Annotated in this window: 17 protein-coding genes; 5 read left to right on the forward strand and 12 right to left on the reverse strand. The window is 41.0% G+C overall.

Features of this window, described 5'->3' with window-relative positions:
• Positions 1-13: 13 nt before the first annotated feature.
• Entirely contained in the window at positions 14-1,318 is a 1,305-nt protein-coding gene (locus ACO1XM_RS16850; protein WP_486231121.1) for a glycosyltransferase family protein, read from the reverse strand.
• A gap of 93 nt (positions 1,319-1,411) precedes the next feature.
• Between ACO1XM_RS16850 and ACO1XM_RS16855 the strand changes: the two genes are divergently transcribed.
• Together ACO1XM_RS16855 and ACO1XM_RS16860 are read left to right on the forward strand one after the other, a co-directional pair.
• Positions 1,412-2,596 carry an aspartate aminotransferase family protein gene (locus tag ACO1XM_RS16855; protein WP_486231123.1) on the forward strand — a complete coding sequence of 395 codons (1,185 nt, stop codon included), beginning with the start codon at positions 1,412-1,414 and terminating at the stop codon, positions 2,594-2,596.
• A gap of 32 nt (positions 2,597-2,628) precedes the next feature.
• Positions 2,629-3,726: an AI-2E family transporter gene (locus tag ACO1XM_RS16860; RefSeq protein ID WP_486231125.1), complete on the forward strand. Its 1,098-nt coding sequence runs from the start codon at positions 2,629-2,631 to the stop codon at positions 3,724-3,726.
• Here the strand turns inward: ACO1XM_RS16860 and ACO1XM_RS16865 are convergent.
• The 9 genes from ACO1XM_RS16865 to ACO1XM_RS16905 all read right to left on the reverse strand — a co-directional run bounded on the left by ACO1XM_RS16865 (position 3,707) and on the right by ACO1XM_RS16905 (position 14,853).
• Positions 3,707-4,135 (reverse strand): PPC domain-containing DNA-binding protein, encoded by a 429-nt coding sequence (locus tag ACO1XM_RS16865; RefSeq protein WP_486231127.1) that lies wholly within the window; start codon positions 4,133-4,135, stop codon positions 3,707-3,709. The genes ACO1XM_RS16860 and ACO1XM_RS16865 overlap by 20 nt on opposite strands.
• A 41-nt stretch (positions 4,136-4,176) precedes the next feature.
• Positions 4,177-4,713, reverse strand: a complete 537-nt coding sequence (hslV, locus tag ACO1XM_RS16870; protein ID WP_486231129.1) for an ATP-dependent protease subunit HslV — start codon at positions 4,711-4,713, stop codon at positions 4,177-4,179.
• Positions 4,706-5,269: a hypothetical protein gene (locus ACO1XM_RS16875; protein WP_486231131.1), complete on the reverse strand. Its 564-nt coding sequence runs from the start codon at positions 5,267-5,269 to the stop codon at positions 4,706-4,708. Before ACO1XM_RS16875 ends, hslV begins: the two co-directional genes overlap by 8 nt.
• Before the next feature lie 76 nt (positions 5,270-5,345).
• Positions 5,346-6,005 carry a Uma2 family endonuclease gene (locus ACO1XM_RS16880; protein ID WP_486231133.1) on the reverse strand — a complete coding sequence of 220 codons (660 nt, stop codon included), beginning with the start codon at positions 6,003-6,005 and terminating at the stop codon, positions 5,346-5,348.
• Between the two features lie 24 nt (positions 6,006-6,029).
• The gene (locus ACO1XM_RS16885) at positions 6,030-7,661 is read right to left on the reverse strand and encodes a pyruvate dehydrogenase complex dihydrolipoamide acetyltransferase (RefSeq protein ID WP_486231135.1); all 1,632 of its coding nucleotides are present in this window, start codon (positions 7,659-7,661) and stop codon (positions 6,030-6,032) included.
• Positions 7,662-7,728: 67 nt separating this feature from the next.
• A complete protein-coding gene (locus ACO1XM_RS16890) occupies positions 7,729-10,692 on the reverse strand; it encodes a hypothetical protein (RefSeq protein WP_486231137.1) in 2,964 nt (987 codons plus the stop codon).
• Between the two features lie 160 nt (positions 10,693-10,852).
• Complete coding sequence (locus tag ACO1XM_RS16895) at positions 10,853-11,374, reverse strand: GNAT family N-acetyltransferase (RefSeq protein WP_486231138.1); 522 nt, start codon at positions 11,372-11,374, stop codon at positions 10,853-10,855.
• Between the two features lie 150 nt (positions 11,375-11,524).
• A complete protein-coding gene (locus tag ACO1XM_RS16900) occupies positions 11,525-12,463 on the reverse strand; it encodes a DUF4249 domain-containing protein (protein ID WP_486231140.1) in 939 nt (312 codons plus the stop codon).
• A 5-nt stretch (positions 12,464-12,468) separates the two neighbouring features.
• Positions 12,469-14,853, reverse strand: coding sequence for a TonB-dependent receptor (locus ACO1XM_RS16905; RefSeq protein ID WP_486231142.1), 2,385 nt, complete (start codon positions 14,851-14,853; stop codon positions 12,469-12,471).
• A 161-nt stretch (positions 14,854-15,014) separates the two neighbouring features.
• Between ACO1XM_RS16905 and ACO1XM_RS16910 the strand changes: the two genes are divergently transcribed.
• Positions 15,015-15,140, forward strand: coding sequence for a hypothetical protein (locus ACO1XM_RS16910; protein WP_486231144.1), 126 nt, complete (start codon positions 15,015-15,017; stop codon positions 15,138-15,140).
• On the opposite strand, the gene ACO1XM_RS16915 is transcribed toward ACO1XM_RS16910, so the two are convergent.
• Positions 15,137-16,015 (reverse strand): bestrophin family protein, encoded by an 879-nt coding sequence (locus ACO1XM_RS16915; protein WP_486231146.1) that lies wholly within the window; start codon positions 16,013-16,015, stop codon positions 15,137-15,139. The two genes, ACO1XM_RS16910 and ACO1XM_RS16915, sit on opposite strands and share 4 nt — an antisense overlap.
• Positions 16,016-16,136: 121 nt before the next feature.
• Here ACO1XM_RS16915 and ACO1XM_RS16920 point away from each other — a divergent pair, with 121 nt between their 5' ends.
• Positions 16,137-16,916: a hypothetical protein gene (locus tag ACO1XM_RS16920; RefSeq protein WP_486231148.1), complete on the forward strand. Its 780-nt coding sequence runs from the start codon at positions 16,137-16,139 to the stop codon at positions 16,914-16,916.
• Here ACO1XM_RS16920 and ACO1XM_RS16925 read toward each other — a convergent pair whose 3' ends face one another.
• Positions 16,917-17,309 carry a DoxX family protein gene (locus tag ACO1XM_RS16925; RefSeq protein ID WP_486231150.1) on the reverse strand — a complete coding sequence of 131 codons (393 nt, stop codon included), beginning with the start codon at positions 17,307-17,309 and terminating at the stop codon, positions 16,917-16,919. It lies immediately after the preceding gene.
• An 83-nt stretch (positions 17,310-17,392) separates the two neighbouring features.
• On the opposite strand from ACO1XM_RS16925, the gene ACO1XM_RS16930 reads away from it, so the two are divergent.
• Positions 17,393-18,472: an aromatic ring-hydroxylating oxygenase subunit alpha gene (locus ACO1XM_RS16930; RefSeq protein ID WP_486231152.1), complete on the forward strand. Its 1,080-nt coding sequence runs from the start codon at positions 17,393-17,395 to the stop codon at positions 18,470-18,472.
• The last annotated feature ends 6 nt before the right edge of the window (positions 18,473-18,478 follow it).

The raw sequence follows: 18,478 nt of genomic DNA on the forward strand, positions 1-18,478 counted from the left end.
TTTTAGTAAGCGCTTAGTCCAGAAGTTCGTTTAATTTGGCCGCCATCGTTTTTCGCGAATATTCACTAACCAATTTCGAGGGCTTACTATCTTGATTTTTCCAAGCTTTAAAATGATGCAGAAGATTGTCCTTGATTTGTTGCTGATGACTCTCATGAATCATCACGCCTGCACCTGATTTATTTAGCAGATCGGCAGCATCCCCTTGTTCCGGCCCCACGCCCAGTACCGGCAAACCCGTGGCCAGGTATTCAAATAGCTTGCCCGGCATATAGCCTTCGGCATCCTTATAACCTGTAAGTATCAATAGTAATAAGGCACTCTTACCGTATAACTTCACTACTTCCTGATGTGGTATGGTGGCTGTAAATGTGGTGACCGATTTTAAAACCGCGTGATCATTTACGTAAGTGGTAAATTGTGAATTGACCTGCCCTACAAAATCAATACGCACAGCATTTTTAAATTCAATATGATCCTCGCATAGGGCAGTTACTGCCTCCATGAAGGGAATCGGATTACATTTTTCATTAATAATCCCGGCATGTCGAATCACAAAGCGATCTGGCCTATCGATTTTAAAGTCCTGAAAGTCTTCTTCATCATAACCATTCGTCAACAGGTTAACCTTACGTCCACCCAGTTGTTGAAAATGCCTGACATAAAAAGGTGTGATGGTTGTAATTTTATCGGCTGTAGTCAACACGCGTTTCTCCAATTGCTGGTGCTGTCTTCTTGCAAGCTTGCTTAGTTTTAAAGTATCCAAGAACCCCCATTCACTCCACGGATCTCTGAAGTCTGCGGTCCACTTCAGGGAGGGGTTTCGTTTTTTTAATCCCAGACCAATCAGGTGCACGCTATGGGGTGGCCCGGTGGTAATGATATGCCTTATCCTTTTTTCTCTTAAAAAATCATCCAGGAATTTAACACTGGGTCTCACCCAAAACACCCTGGGGTCAGGAATGAAGAAATTCCCCCTGATCCAGATACTCAACTTACTGAAGAATGAATCTGCTTTAGGCGCAGAATTAGCGCTCACCTTAACACCTCCACCTGATAATCTATTAAACAAGCTATATGGTTCCCAAATAGGAAAATGCAAAACCTCCGCTTCAGACGGAATGTCTTTTAGTAATGATTCATCTTTTAAATCAAATGCCGGGTTTTCAGGCGTAAAAACATAGGGTTGCCAGCCAAACTGAGGCAGGTATTTAACAAACTTAAGCCAGCGCTGCACCCCACTTCCACCACTGGGAGGCCAATAGTAAGTAATTACCATTACTTTTTTGCTTTCACTTTCTTCCTCCTTGGTGGACATTCGGTTCAATTAAAATTCAAAATTCAACTTTCAATTGGTCTTAGCAAATCTACAGACCTGATTTTTAAATGAAGAATCTATTACTTTTGATCTATGAATTTCAGTGAAGAGGTCTTTCTCCATAAACTGGCGCAAACCACACCTTATCCTTACAACATTAGTATAGAAAGTGCGAAGGGTGTTTACCTCTTTTCGCCCGATGGCAAACGTTATATCGACATGATATCGGGTATTGGCGTGAGCAGCATCGGGCATGGCAATCCGCATGTAATTAAGGCCATTAAAGATCAGGTGGATAAACATTTGCATGTGATGGTCTATGGCGAATTTATTCAGCACAGTCCCAATGCCCTGGCTGAAAAATTGACCAGCCTCCTACCCTCATCACTTAACTGTTGCTACTTTGTTAACTCAGGCACAGAAGCCAATGAAGGAGCTCTGAAGCTTGCCAAACGTGTAACGGGAAGAACTGAGATTATATCCATGCGTAAATCTTACCACGGCAGTACGCATGGTGCCTTGAGTGTTTCAGGTAACGAAATGAAAAAGGCAGCCTATAGACCTTTATTACCCGATGTACGCTTCATCAATTTTAATTCAACAGAGGAACTCCAGCAGATTACCACCAAAACAGCTTGTGTAATTATTGAAACAATCCAGGGCGATGCAGGCGTTCGCATTCCATCCAGGGAGTATTTAAAAGCGCTGCGGAAACGTTGCACTGAACTGGGCGCTTTGCTGATCTTAGATGAGATACAATGCGGTATGGGGCGCACGGGAACCTTATTCGCCTTTGAGCAATTTGATGTAGTACCAGATGTATTAACCATTGGCAAAGCCTTTGGTGGCGGCTTGCCTATTGGCGCTTTTATAGCCGATGAAAAGCTGATGAAGGAGTTTACTTACAATCCCCCCTTAGGCCATATCACTACCTTTGGTGGCAACCCTGTTTGTTGTGCTTCTGCCCTGGCCACCCTCGAGGTTATTGAACAAGAAAAGCTTTTATCGGGCGTTGAAGCTAAGGGGCGTTTGATTGAGTCGCTTTTAAAACATAAAAAAATTAAAGAAATAAGACGTATCGGTTTAATGTTTGCCATTGACTTTGAAACGGCTGAAGAAGTAAACAGCATCGTGGCTTATGCCAAACAAAAAGGTGTAATCTGTTATTGGTTTTTATCGCACCCAAATAGCTTTCGTATTGCGCCACCCCTCATTATCAGTGAGGGTGAAATACATGAAGCCTGTAACATTATTCTAGAAGCTATTGACAAGGCATAGCACTTCAACCGGAGAGTATATATATTTAGACAATGGAAAATAAGACCTTCAACAGATTAGACTACACATATAAGCTTTTCATTGTTCTTGCACTCAGTATTGTAGCCCTTATACTGGCTAAAGATATATTTATTCCGATAGCCTTTGCGGGTTTTATTGCTGTAGTTATGCTTCCTGCCATCAAATGGATGGAGCGTAAAAAAGTTAACACCATTCTTGCTATAACATTAATGCTACTGGGCTTCACCACATGTCTTACTTTATTGGGTTGGCTCATTATCGATCAGATTGTGGCACTTGTCAACGACCTCCCTGATATTCAAACCAGGCTCGAATTGTTTACTGACAGCATCAGAAGCTCGCTCCGAAAAGATTTTGGTGTGAGTATATCCGACCAGAATAATCTGGTTAAAGATGCAGTTAAAAATATAAGTACGTACATCGGAGATATACTTGTTTCTACCGGGAACCTGATCTCGCTCATTATTCAAATACCCATTTACATTTTTCTATTCCTCATTTACAGAGATAAGTTTAAGTTGTTCTTTCAGAAGTTAATACCCAGTCAGGAGGATTTTTTATGGAAGAAAGATCTTGAGAATGTTTTACAAGGTTATGTAATTGGTCTCGCACTTGTTACAATCATCATTGCCTGTCTTAATACCATTGGTCTCGCTTTATTGGGCATAGAGCATGCTATCTTCTTCGGCTTACTCTCCGGCTTACTTACCATTATACCCTACGTTGGTATTTTCATTGGTGCCGCCCTCCCGGCTTTTCTGGCGTTGGTAACAAAGGACAGTGCCTGGTATGCGGTAGGTGTAGTCGGTATTTTCTCTTTCGTTCAGTTTCTGGAGGGCAATTTTATCACCCCACGCATTACCGGCTCAAAGGTGAGCATCAATGCGCTGGCTGCCATTATCGCATTACTGCTGGGTGGCAAAATATTGGGTATTGCCGGTATGATTCTGGCAGTGCCTGCTATCGGTGTGTTCAAAATAATTTTAGGCCATACAGAACACCTGAAGCCCTTTGTTATTCTTTTGGAAGACACCAACGGTGCAAATCCTAAAGAAGAAGCGGAGACGAGTTCAGCAACAGAAGAGAATCCTAATCCTCCTGTTTCTTAACAAGCAATTCTTTATAGCCATAGGTACTATCAAGCGTACGCAGGTAGCTAACATGAGGTAATATGCCGATAACAATTTCGGCAGTTGTATAAATTTTAGAACCTTTAGCCAAGTGACCCCCCTTACAATTTCCTTCTCCATCGGCAATGGAAATGTGCAGGTGCATGCCGTTGACTGAGACTGTCCCTACCAGTGACAAAATCTCGAAATGACCTGACAGCGATGTATATGATTCCTGATTGGCATAGCGGATATTGGCCTCTGTTAAACTTCCCACACAAGTGATGATGAAGCCTGCTTCAATCTTTTCACGCACGACAAAGCTCTGCAGGGCTTCGTATATATCTTCACCTGGTTTTAGCCGGATGGTTTCAACTACCAGATCCTTTTTATCAGATGCATCAGACATACAGGCTGTGGCTATACAAACAAGCAGTAAAAAACTTCGAATCAAACTTTTTCAACCACCAGGTTGTGATTGGTGTAAATACAAATGTCAGCCGCAATATTCAGACTTTCTCTTACAATCTCTTCCGCGGTAAGGTGTGGCGCATGTTTTTTCAGCGCCAATGCGGCCGCTTGTGCATACATGGCACCTGAACCAATAGCGGCCACGTTGTTATCAGGCTCCAGTACATCACCGGTGCCTGACAGTATAAGCAACTCCTCTTTATTGGCTGTGATTAACATGGATTCTAATCTTCTCAGATAACGATCGGTACGCCAGTCTTTGGCCAACTCTATGGCGGCACGTTTCATGTTACCACCATAGGCACTCAGCTTCTCTTCAAAGCGCTCTAATAGCGTAAAAGCATCAGCAGTAGATCCTGCAAAACCTGTTACGATCTTACCGTCCAGCAATTTTCTGATTTTCTTTACATTACTTTTGGCAACGTAATTACCCATAGTCGCCTGACCATCGGCACCAATAGCCACCTGGTTATTATGTAATACCGCAAGTACGGTTGTTGAATGTATCTTAGTCATTATTATCTTTTTTAAAAATGAAACCGCTTACTCCCAAACCAGCCGATAATGCGGCATATTTAGATATCGATTTATAGGATTGATAGAAAATACCTGCATCCAGCGCTACATTTCTAGATTTGTTTAAGAAGAAAGAGTAACCTGCACCAATAGAAAATCCTCTAATTTTTACTTCTCTGCTTCCCTCAAAGGAAGAAGACCAGTCACCAGGCGAGAAAGAGGTTTCTATTTCGCGTATGGTTATCTTCTGCTTTCCAAACATGTAGTTGGCTTCGCAAAAGAAACCTTTTGATATGTAATACCGAACAAATGGGGCGATGTTGCGTGATATTGATTTATTTGAATAGTCTTTATATGAAGGGATACTTGGACTCAGAATATTTTTGCCTTCCTCTCTATTGCCAATTAACGAAAAACCAACACCTGTCAACAATTTAGACATTGGAAACATTCCTAAGGAAAAAGATCCTACTGCGTTCTGAACAGTAATCTCTGCATTGTCAGATAACTGAGTATTCTGTGAACGCGAATACGTTCCGCTGCCATTCGCATACATTGTTAGTGGATCAAATTGTGCAGAGACAATTATGCATGCGCTGACCATCAGTAGGGAGCACAAACAAAAAACTTTACTATACATTTTTAATTAATGAAGTGTGCTGGTAAATAAGTTCAATTGGCAGTTGAACACCAATTGCTGGCATTTCTAGTTTATCATATACCGATTTATATTCCTCTAATTCCCAATGTCCTGATTTGTTGAAACGAAACACCTCTATATTTATATTCTCAGAGTCGACAAGAATATACTCTTTTAATGATGGAATATCCCTGTACAACTTGAACTTGCTGCCTCGATCATAATTCTTCGCAGAGGTTGAGAGGATTTCAATAATGATTGTTGGCCCAACAAATGAATCTTCATTCGATTGATCCAAATCACCACAAAACACAGAAATATCCGGATAGGTAAAGAGTGTGTTTTCAGGAATATACACCCGCATATCACTTCCGTAAAGTCGGCAGGGTTTACCTTTTAACCTAGCATATAACTCACCTATAATGTTAACAGAAATGATATTATGCACATGGCTTGATCCTGACATCGCTCGGACTTCCATCTCCGAAGTGCCCTCCGGAACAGCATCCAGCATCAGAAAAACCTCACCTTGGTAGTATTCGTGTTTCAGCTCCGAAGATCGCTCAAAAGCCAAATACTCCTCAATGGTGAGTTTCTTTTTCCCATAAGCGAGTATCGGTTCACGAACTTCAATCATTGCTTCTATTAACAAGTAAGCATTCTTTATCGTTGCTTATTAAATCAAAATTCTTACAGGATCTTCTAATAAACCTTTCAGTGTTTTGAGGAAGGCAGAGCCTACGGCTCCGTCTACAGCGCGATGATCACATGATAGGGTAACCTTCATTACACTTCCTGCCACCAACTGGCCATTCTTAACAACAGCCGTTTCTTTAATACCACCTACTGCCAAAATACAAGCATCAGGAGGATTGATAATGGCTGTGAACTCTTCTATACCAAACATGCCCAGGTTTGAAATTGAGAAAGTTGAACCTTCCCAGTCCTTCGGTTGCAATTTCTTGTCGTGGGCACGCTGCGCCAGGTCTTTTACCTCCGCTGAAATGTGTGACAACGATTTATTATCCGCAAAACGAACCACGGGCACCAGTAAGCCATCTTTAACAGCCACAGCTACGCCAATGTGTATATGATTGTTCTTTCTGATCTTATCGCCCAACCAGCTTACGTTTACATCAGGATGTTGACGTAAGGCGGCAGCGGCAGCCTTAATTACTAAATCATTAAAGCTTACTTTAACCGGACTGATTTCATTAATGCTCTTTCTTGCTTCTATCGCTTTATCCATGTTAATCTCCATGGTCAAATAGAAGTGAGGCGCAGTATACATGCTTTCGCTCAAGCGCTTGGCTATTGTCTTTCGCATTTGCGATACTGCCACTTCCTCAAAGCTTTCCTGCCCTACCACGCTTGGTAATACAACAGCAGCACCCTGTGATGCGGCTTTGGCTGCTGGAGCAGAGGCAGCACCTGGTTTAAAGTTTTCTATATCTTGTTTTGTGATGCGTCCATTATCACCAGTGCCCTTGATCTGGTTAAGATCATAGCCCTTTTCTTTAGCCATTGATTTGGCCAAAGGTGATGCTTTAATGCGACCATTTGAACTATGATCCTGTGTAGTTACTACGTTATTACCTGACGAAGCACTTGTTGCAGCGGGTGCCTCAGTTTTTGCGGGTTGAGCGGCACCACTTCCCTTGGCTTCATGTGCTTTTAACAAGGTTGCCCAGTCTGCACCCTTCTCACCAACAATAGCCAATACACCATTCACTGCAATCGCTTTTCCTGCCTCTGCACCAATGTATAATACTGTTCCTGTATTGTAGGACTCGTATTCCATGGTGGCCTTGTCCGTTTCTATTTCGGCCATGAGCTCACCAGACTTAACTGTATCACCCACTTTTTTATGCCATGCAGCAATTACACCTTCGTTCATGGTGTCGCTCATTTTAGGCATTAACACAATTTCGGCTTTAATACCACTGGTATCAATTGTTGCTGCAGGCGCTGCACTTGCTCCTGCTGATGCTGGCTTAGACGCCTCGGCCTGGGTTCCACCTGAAGCGGCCGCCTGACCAGCCCCTGCTAATAAGGCTTTATAGTCTTCTCCATTCTTACCCACAATAGCCAGGACATCGTTAACTTTAACTGCCTGACCCTCAGCAGCGCCAATATATAATACAGTGCCTTCGTTAAAAGATTCATAATCCATTGTGGCCTTATCTGTTTCAATTTCGGCCATCAGTTCACCTGATTTTATGGTATCGCCCACCTTCTTATGCCATTTTGCAATGACGCCCTCAGTCATTGTATCGCTCATTTTGGGCATTCTTACTATCTCTGCCATGTAGCTTTGCTTTTAAAGATCTGTTAAACAGCCAAAAATAAGGCATCAGACCCGATTTTCAAGTGATTTAGAAATTTATCGTGCCCAGTAAAAATTCAAACGTTGACACTGACGGACTTAGGCCATAACTCACGCGAAATCCGATATCTAATTGCGGAACGAAACGAAGAATATTCATGTCGAGCTTTACTTCAGAACCGACTGTCAAATATGATTGGCTGGAGCCGAAGGAGGGTGAATTAGCAAAACCATAATCAACAAAAGCATTAAGTCTAAGGCGCTGAAAATTAACAAGTGGCCCGATGTTTATATCCGGGTACCAAATGGGTAAAGCATAGTTGGCCGACATTGAATAAAACTGCTGTGCCCTGAAAATGGATTGTCCTCTGGGAACAGGAATTCGGTTTGGAAAAATATAATTTGTTCTGAAATTATCAGTGTACAGGGTTTTTTGAAATGCCCAGTAGCCGTTAATAGAATGATGCTTAAAAAGTCCTGGAAAAAATAATTGTGTATAAACAGCAAACAATGAACCCTGCACGTCACTTCCAAAACCTGTTTTATACCATTCCATATTGACAGACTGACCCCATTTTGGTAAAAAATCCCGGCTACTCTGTCGGAAATATCGGAAAGCATTAAATCTGAATCTGTTAAATACTAAGTTTTCGTTTGCCACATAATCTCTAAAAGCATAAGTGGGCACACGAGTGGTGTCTCCGTCTTTTACTATGTAGCCATTAATAATTTTACCTGCTTCGTCAATGGAATTTGAAAATTCACTTGTTTGAGTTACTCCAATATGGTTTGCAATGGTCACGCCACTGTTATACTTTGAATGGGTTGTGATAAGTGGTATTCGAAGACCTGCCAAAATCGTTTTCTCCGTCCATTTAAATCTTAGCGTCTCTAAAGAATTGGTTAAAGTTGAATCTGTACCCACAATTGTCAATGTTGGTACTTCAATGAGGCCTCTGTTAACTGATCGTTGGGCGTAACTCGCGCTTACATCTACAATAGGCAACCACCCCTGATAACTAACGGTTGCGTTCCATGAGCCACTGTTTTCTGCAATGTTGTAATCATAACCTGCTGATACAGCCGTTGTGCTCAAAATATTTCTTGAGGTTATGCCAAGGGTCGTACTGGTTAGATTACTGTCAAAGTAGGCGCCCCAACTAACAGGATTAATAATGCCACTCAGTTTTGAATAACGCTTCGTACTAAGTGCTGTTTGCGGAATGCTGTCTAATAAATTGGGCCTCCCCTCCTGCTCGGCTAAAAACTCGAAGAAGGTTTTTACAGGTTTGGTAAAGCTCACTTCTTTCCACAACGATGGGTCTATAGGCATTTTAACAATGTCCAATCCATCTTTGCCCTGGTCGTTATAAAAAAGCATCTTCCCATCAGCGCTTAAAGCAGGGTTAAAGGCTCCATACTTACTTGAAGTAACCTGGTATCTTTTTTCTGCTGTGAGATCAAAGGCATAAATATTATCAATACCACTTACCGGGGAGTTGAAGTATAACATATTTCCATCCAAAACAGGATGCCCGATGTTTTCATCGGTAACGGGTAGTACATCTTTCTCTACACCACTGGCTACATCAATAATGCTGATGGTTTTACCTTGTGAGGTTGTTTTGCTTACTACTACAGACTTCCCATCGCTGGAAAACCGGGGCATCGCATAAAAATGATTCTCCGGATTTTCGAATCTTCTTTTTTCTTGTCTTGTAAAGAAATCGATAATGACTACTGCAGTCTGATAGCCATTGTTTGTTTCTACGGTGACTACCTGATAGCCGTCTGGTGAAAATGCTGCCGCACCATAGCGTGACTTCTTACTGAGTATCCACAATTGTTTAGTGGCTACATCATAAGCCTTGATCACTGAATAAGTTTTTACCCTGTAGCGCGGATCAAACTCATATTCATTCCATACTACTTTTGTATTGGCTGTGGATAGCATTCCACCATCATTCACAACACCTTGTGTATGAATTCTGGTTTCAATACCATCTTTAATTAATACCAGTTGATCAACATCGCCTATACCGCTCTTCATGGCAACAATGCTGCCGTCATCCAGCAGGTTAGGATAATGGTAATTGGTAAAAGCCTTAGTCTTGCGCTTATTAACTGTTTCAAAATTTGTTAAGGAAAGTTCTTTCAATTCATTCTCCCACCGCGTTTTGTATTCGTTGGCCATTTCCTTGTACAACTTACTGACTCTTATATTAGCATACTTGTTTATTGAATTTGAAAAGCGAAAAGGAAGAAAGGGAACATTCCAGGCACGCTTGGTTATTTTACCCCAAATCTCCGGATCGTTACTGCGCTCTCTTAAATAACTTACCATGTGATAACCGAGCACATAATGATCTGGAATAAAATGTTTGTACGATCGTAGGTATTGCTTATCGTAATTGAAGGTACGCCCCTCCAATAAGTTAGTGCGGAAGTTCATGTTAAAATTCGGTATTCTACCGCGGCCACTTCCTGTTAAACCGGTTTCCAAGGCAACGGCATCACCTTCCCAAAACCAGGATGGCACCGCTATGTTGGCCATGGCTGCTGTAGTAGCCGGACCAAAGGCATAATAAAATAATTTATTAAAGCCCGTAATGGCGTTTTCAAACTGAACCACATGCCGGTATTCATGAACGGCCAATAAGTTCAACCAGTCATTGCTTCCCAGGAAATTATAATTCTGGGATGGCATCATGAAAAACTCACTCCTGCGTGGGGCTAGTGAAACAAAGCCATTTGAAATAGCGGACTGGTTTTGAAGTATCACTGAAATTTTTCTGGGTGCCTTGCCCAATGTTCTGGATTCTGCCAGGCGAATGTGCTCAAGGGTGTTTGCTATTCGTTGCGCCTCTGCTTCAACACCTCTGGGGTGTATTACCCGAATTGAGGGGGTGTTTACCTGCTGCCATTGTATGGCGGGCGGATTGTTATTTAAAACACTTGTCTGGCTATGGGCCTGAATAGTTATTAAACAAAACAGTATTACTAGTTTTCTCATATCACCTGATCTTCAAATATAGATGAAAATGAGACTTTTGCTATAGAAAAATTGACGACTGATAAAAAGGTATTGATGAAGAAAAGTCCTCTTGAAACCACTTTGAATTGTTAACTCCAAGCTTTGCCTATGCTGCTAAGTAATTATACAATTATATAAGTTACCTGGGGATAGCTTTCCAATCCTGACGTTTAAGCCGGTAAACAAAACAATCATCATCGCCAAAAAATCGTCTTTCCACAAAACGAAAACCTAAACGCTCATAAAATCGATGCGCTTTAACATTGCTGGCCAGCGGATCAATCAGTATTGCTGACACCTTATTTATTGCAAAGCAGCGTTCAATGGCTTGTGTCATGATTATTGAACCATACCCTTTACCTAGGTCTTGCTCCTCTCCCAACCAAATATCAATGGCTCTTAAATCTTTTTCTACATCACCCCAATAATGTGAATCTTCTTCATATGGATCAATGATTTGCACAAAACCTATTGGTCTTCCGTCAAGCTCTGCCACCAATTGTTCGCGCCACGAAGGTTCACGCATCAGCTCTTCCTCCCAATTCCAGTCGTCATTAGGATCTGAATCGATATTGTGTTGTTGTTTGTCCCAATAATTAAGCAATGAAATGTCGTGTATGGTAGCCGACCTTAACTTTATTCTTTCAAACAAATTATTCATATCTAAAAATAAAGAGATCCCTTTAATGATAGCTAGTCTATAATCAGTTTCTTCATGTTAATATGTCAAAAAAAAAAAACGTAGTACTGATGTTATTGATGACATCAGTACTACGCATGAAAACATACACAGTATTATCAAACAGTTTTGTTAGTATACCCTGCTTATTTCATCAAGACTTTTAAAACGTCTGCCATTACCTGCCACCGCTGCCACGTTAAAGAAACCAACCACTTTGGTTCCATTCGCATTCAGGTTGCGTAAGTTAGTAGGTACGTTGGCAATGGGCGTAGAAAATAATTCACCAAAACCACCAGGTCTGTCGGTTTGTATTACCACCTCCGTTAAGAAGTCAAACGCTTCTTCTGAAAGAGAATTTATTTCAACATACAATGAGTCCCCAACAGAATATGGAGATAGAATAGTGCCGTCTTCAGCCTCATCAAAAGGATTAACGGCTGTTCTGATTGGTGAGATAAAATTGACACCGGTAAAATCTCCACCTCTTGAAAAGGCTGCATCGTAAGCAAGATTAACATCGGAAGGTTTATTTAATAATTCTCCATTTTTATAAGTCTTAATCCAATAGGCATCACCCACAGGAGCCAGATCAACCGACCAGAATTCAGCAAAATATAAATCATCGATAAACTGATTACCTTCCTGCTTGTTGAAAGTGATGCTATCAACTACGGGTACTGCACTCATATCGGTATTAGCGCGCAATGTTTCTCCGTTAACAACAATTGTCAATTCATACCCGAGACCTGGCTCACCAAAAACTTCATTACCAACCGGAGTCCACACGTACTCGCCATCTTCGTCACCTTGAGTAAAGGTATAAACCTTCCCTTGATTGTCTTCAATGGTTACTACTGCGCCATTTACTCCCGGAGGCAGTACATTTTCGAAATAAGGCTGTGACCTGGTAAGCCTGATTATTTGGGGAGCAGCACCGTTGGTTATCCAGGCATCCACCACATACACAGGATCAGCTGATTCTAAGGTAGGGCTGATTACATCTTCGCATGCAGCAAAAACACCAATGGCTGCAATAAATAATAATGACTTTATATAAACTGTTTTCATAAAATTTAGAAGTGGAAGTTGTATGACACTGAAGGTATAACAGTACCGATAATGGCCAACTGTCGTGCCTCGCTATTGATGGCACTACCAGCAGGCACACGTTTATCGCCTTGTGTAAAGTAAATGGAGAATGGATTTTTTCTGGCGTACACATTATACAAACCAAAAACCCAGTAATCCGTATTCTTGCGCACTTTGCCGTTGCTCTTTACTGTCTTACCTTCCAGTCTTAAAGAAAGATCAAGACGATGAAATGCTGGTAAGCGTACATTGTTGCGAGTTTCATTTGCATTGTAAGGAATTAGGATGCCCTGCACAACATAGCGTGATGTAGGGAAAGTAGCAGGTGTGCCACTAACAAGAGTAAAGTTTGCAGAAGCCGAGAGTCGTTTATTGATATCGTAGAAACCGGTAACTTTCAGATTGTGACGTTGATCGTAACGCGTGGCATACCAATCGCCTTTATTAATACCATCTACCTGTAGTTCGGTCTTACCCAAGGTGTAAGATATCCAGCCATTGAATTTACCTTCCCGCTTCTGCAAATAGAATTCGAGACCATAAGCCCTGCCTTGGCCGGTTAATAGCTCGCCTTCCAGGTATTCATTAATCAAAATATTGGCACCATCAATGTAATCAATCTGGTTTTCTGTCTGGCGATAATAGGATTCTACAGAAAATTCGTAGTTGTCGTCCTTACCAAAAGACTTGAAATACCCAGCGGTATACTGATCGCCTATTTCAGGTTTAATATTATCCGAACTTGGTGTCCAAACATCTAAGGGATTAGAAGCAGTTGTATTGGAAATCAAATGAAGGTATTGCACCATTCTGTTATAACTTGCTTTTACTGAAGAGCTTGAGTTAAGTTGTGCTTTGAATGAAATCCGTGGTTCAAAATTTCCATAACTGCTAATAATCTCTCCTGATTTTACATCAACTTCACTAATGGGTGTTCTTCTTCTTCCCGGAATGGTGTCGTTATAAGTTACCTTCGTGCCTGGTCCCACACTATAGAAAGAAGAGTAACGTAGTCCGTATTGTAAAGAGATTTTTTCACTGATCTTCTGATCGTTTCCTATATAAATAGCTTGTTCTGAATTGTATTTTTTAGGTAGACTAATGTCGATTACATCTCCATTACTTGCTCCGGATGCGTTGGCAGGATCGAAGGCATAATACGTCAGCTCTGCACCGAATGAAACTTCATTATTGGCATCTACGAAGTAACTGAAGTTGGGCTTAAAGGTGAGATTGGTAATGGATGATTTCCATTTGAAAAAGTCTTGTTCATCTTCTCCGAATTGTAAGGAATAATCATACTTACTAAAGATGGCTGAGAAGTTAGCGAAGAGTCTGTCGTTAAAAATTTTATTGTAGCGAAGTGTTCCGGTTTTATTACCCCATGAAAAACCCTGGTCTCCGTCAAAGAAAAATACGTCACGGCCTAGATAACCAGACAGGAATATTTTGTTCCTATCATTGATATTGTAATTGGCCTTACCAGTCAAATCGTAAAAGTTAAGCTTGGCACCATCCTGCAGCACATCCACAAATGGTTTAGCCAATACATCAATATAAGACCTTCTGCCTGCCACTATAAACGAACCTTTATCTTTAACAATGGGTGCTTCTAATGCTAAACGACTAAAGATGGTTCCTATACCACCATTGGCTTCAAACTCTTTGTTATTCCCCTCCTTCATCCTGACATCCAATAGTGAGGCTAAACGCCCACCATACTGAGCAGGGATGGCTGCCTTGTATAATTTGGTGTCCTTCACTGCATCTGGGTTAAATACAGAGAAAAAACCTAACAAGTGTGAAGAGTTATAAACTGAGGCCTCATCTAGTAGAATGAGGTTTTGACCAACACTACCCCCTCTGACGTTAAAACCTGAGGCACCCTCACCTACGGTAGCTACGCCTGGTAACTGCTGTAAGCTTCGGATTACATCAACCTCTCCTAAAAAGGCCGGGATCTTTGCAATGGTCTTAATGTCAAGTTTGTTTACGCTCATCTCGACTGACTGAACAATAGACTGTTCCTTCTCGGCTGAAATCACGACTTCTTTCAGTTCTTCACCCTGGGGTAACATCTCAATGTCTAGCCTGATATTTTTTGTAAGCTGCTGATTACTAATCTGTTTAGCGTATCCAATGTACGTAAACTCAACGTCATAGGTGCCTGGTGGCAAGGTGAGAGAGTAAAAACCGTAAACATTGGTGGTTGTTCCTGCTGCCAGTGACCGAACGTAAACAGTAGCACCGATAAGTGCTTCTCCATTGCTGGCATCTTTGATGTAACCATTAATGGTAACTTTGTCCTGAGCTGTTATCGAAAACGTTTGAAGGACGCAAATAATTAAAAAGTAGTAGATTTTTTGCATAGCGCGATGTATGTCGGATGTAAACGCGCAAGATTACAAAGAGTTGTATGATTTAATTTTAACTTAACAATGGTTAATTATTCATTCACTTCTTTCAGATGAAATGCTTTTGACCTCACAGGTTTGCTGTGCCTGAATTCGTAAATTGCAAAACAAAAGTTATGTTCAAAAAAATAAAAGCACTTTATCAGGAATATAAAGAATATGTAAGGGTTGACCTTATTATGTATGCCGTTTTAATCCTACTGATCGTAATCTATTTTATTATTAGCGTGGCCTTTGATTAAGCCAAGAGGATTTCTTCCACATTATCCTTTATCTTATCTGCCAGTTCATCTGTAGGTAAATCATTTACATCCGTTCCAAAAGGATCTTCAATCTCTTCTGCAATTAATTCAACACTCAACAATACAAAAGTGATGAGTACAACAATAATCTCTGTGAAATAACCAAAGTTGTTAATAAAGGCAAACGGTAGTGTTATCACATATATGAAGAGGAATTTCTTAATATACATGGAATACGAATACGGGATGGGTGTATTTTTAATTCGCTCGCATGCACCTATCAGATCTGTGAAGTCCTTTAGCTCTTTATCCAGGTTCATCAGCTGGTAACCTGAGAAGTCCCCCTTTTTATACAAGGCATTAACCCTGTTGTACATCATGGCCGATAGCTGATTCGGCTTATGTTTATACTTTTTTAAGGTAGCGGCAAAATCATCTGTTGGCGGATCAAGCTCGCTTATTTGAGTTCCTGTTCTCAAGTGTTCCTTTGTAGCGATCACAAAGTTAGGGATCATTTTAGCGAACCACTCTCTGTTTTCATGGTCTTCTTTGCTGATATAGGCATTTAACTTTAATGCAAAATTTCTGGTGCTGTTAACCATACCTCCCCACATTTTCCGGCCTTCCCACCAGCGATCATAGGCTGAATTAATTCTAAACACCAAAAAAAGACCCAACACAATCCCCAAAAGCGAGTGCATGGATATAGTGCCCGGAAAATTCTCTTGCGTCAACTCAAAAACGTCATAGAGAACCTCCACTGCGAATGTAAAAACAGCCATAAAAATCAATACTGGCATGAGCGTTCTCATGACATGCTTGGAATAGCTGTGGAAGATGAGGGAAAACCAAACCTTGGGGTTATAATTAATCATAATGCAGGGTACCTAAGTCGCAAATAAAGGATAAGAATGATTGATTTCAAAAATACCTTTTCTGACCGCATTTTCTTTGGCGATGAGCGGATTTCAGATTAGTTTGCAAGCATATAAAACTATGAAACGACTCCTTACTTATTCAGTGCTGGCATTCCTTATGGTGCAAACAACCCTGGTAGCTGCTCAGGACTATGTGGTCAATGCTAAAGGTGACACCTTACAAGGCAAGGTTAAAGTATTTGTGAACGGCTTTGATAAAAGAGTTCAGGTTACCCAGCCGGATAAGAAAAAGTTTACCTTCAATATTTTACAAGTAAGAAGTTTTGTTTTGGAAGGTGAAGACCATAAACCAGTAAAATTCGGAGAGACTTATGTGTTTATGAAACTTCTTAAACAAGGGTATTTAAGTCTTTATGCCTTCCAAATGAATGGACAGTTAGCCTACGATGGTCGCTATCTGTTGAAACTGGATGGGAAGGGTATTGAGGTGCCCAATCTGGGTTTCAAGCGCAACATGACAAAATTCTTAACTGAATGCCCGAAGATAGTCGCGCAAATAGAAGAAGGAAAACTGGGGTATAGCGATTTGAATACGATCATTGACCAGTTTAACCAGTGCATCAATTCCAATACTTCCACCCAATCACTTAGTGCAGCTAAGCAAGAAAATACACAAAATACACCAACTAACCTTGATCAATGGAATGCCTTGGAAGCAAAAATTCAGAATAGTAATCTGGCTGAGAAGAATGATGCCTTGGATATGGTAAAGGATATTAAAAACAAACTATCTAAAGGTGAACAAATCCCTAAATTTCTATCTGAAGGACTCAAGAGCGTCTTAAAAAATGATGAAGCACTACTCTCGGATCTTATCAAAAACCTGGAAGGTCTATAACTATTTTTTATTTGTTAAAAACGGCAACCAGGCGGTGCGTTGTTCATAAAAAACATAGCTGCTAAGCAAGAGTACCGTCAAAGCCAGAAAAAACAGTTCGCCTCCATCTCCCATTACTTCTATACCAATCACCAATAGGTGCATTACGATTGCACCACCCATTATACCTATAGAAAGACCTGCGCCCACCCAACTGAAAGGCTTATAGAGTAGAAGAAGTGCAGCTACTAGTTCTGCTATACCAACACCTATTCTACCCCATGGCTCCATGCCTACCGCGGTAAAGATGTACACCGATTCTGTAGCAGCACTGAACTTAAAAAATAGCGTTTGTGCTAAAATCAATGCTGACAAATAGCGCGCCACAGAAATAAATACCACTTTACTTTTCATATAGTACAATTTTACGCAAGACGCGTCCGAAAGTTTGTCTGCCGGGAGACACAAAGAATTTGTATTTTGCATAAAGCCTATTTATGAAATTCGATGTACATCCGGATATAGCCAAAGCAAAAACCATCCATACGGATTTTTACCTAAACCCCCTTTGCTTTGAAGAGGCAAAGGAAAAAATATTTGCCAGCACCTGGCAGTTTGTTGGTGATACAGATCAGGTAAAAGAAATCGGCTGGACAACTCCTATTAACCTATTAGAAACATACCTGAATGAGCCCATTGTTATAACCCGCGATGAAAATAAAAAAATTCATTGCTTATCCAATGTTTGTACCCACCGGGGCAACATACTGGTTGAAAGAGATTGTAAGTTAAATGATATACGTTGCCGCTATCATGGCAGACGCTTCAAATTAGATGGCACCTTTCTTTCGATGCCCGAATTTAAAGAGGTGGAAAACTTTCCATCCAGTGATGATCACCTCAAACATTTGCCATTACATCAGTTGGGAAAATGGCTTTTTACATCGCTCAACAACAAAAGTAATCCACAGCACTTCTTTGCCGAAATGCAAGAGCGCATCGGCTGGATGCCACTTGACCAGTTCCACTTCAGACCGGATTTATCTAAAGATTATTTAGTCGATGCCCACTGGGCTTTGTACTGCGAAAATTACCTGGAGGGTTTTCACATTCCATTTATTCATGCAGGTTTAAACAGCATCATCGACTATGGTAACTACACCACCGAGCTCTTTCGCTATAGCAATTTACAATTAGCGCTGGCTAAGGAGGGTGATATTACCTTTGACCTTCCCACAAACACCTTTGATTATGGTAAGCAAGTGGCAGCCTACTATTTCTGGGTATTTCCTAACATGATGTTCAATTTCTATCCCTGGGGTTTATCCATCAACATTGTCAGACCACTGGGTATTCATCAAACAAAGGTCTCTTTTCTCTCCTATGTCTGGGACGAAAACAAACTGAGGCAAGGTGCGGGGTCCAATCTGGATGAGGTGGAAAAGGAAGATGAAGAAGTAGTGCATCAGGTTCAAAAAGGAATTCGCTCGCGCTTTTATCAACATGGTCGGTATTCTGTTAAACGCGAAATGGGCACACATCATTTCCACCGCATGCTAGCAGAATTCATGCAGTAAATATTT

The sequence above is a fragment of the Chryseotalea sp. genome (genome assembly GCF_057350905.1).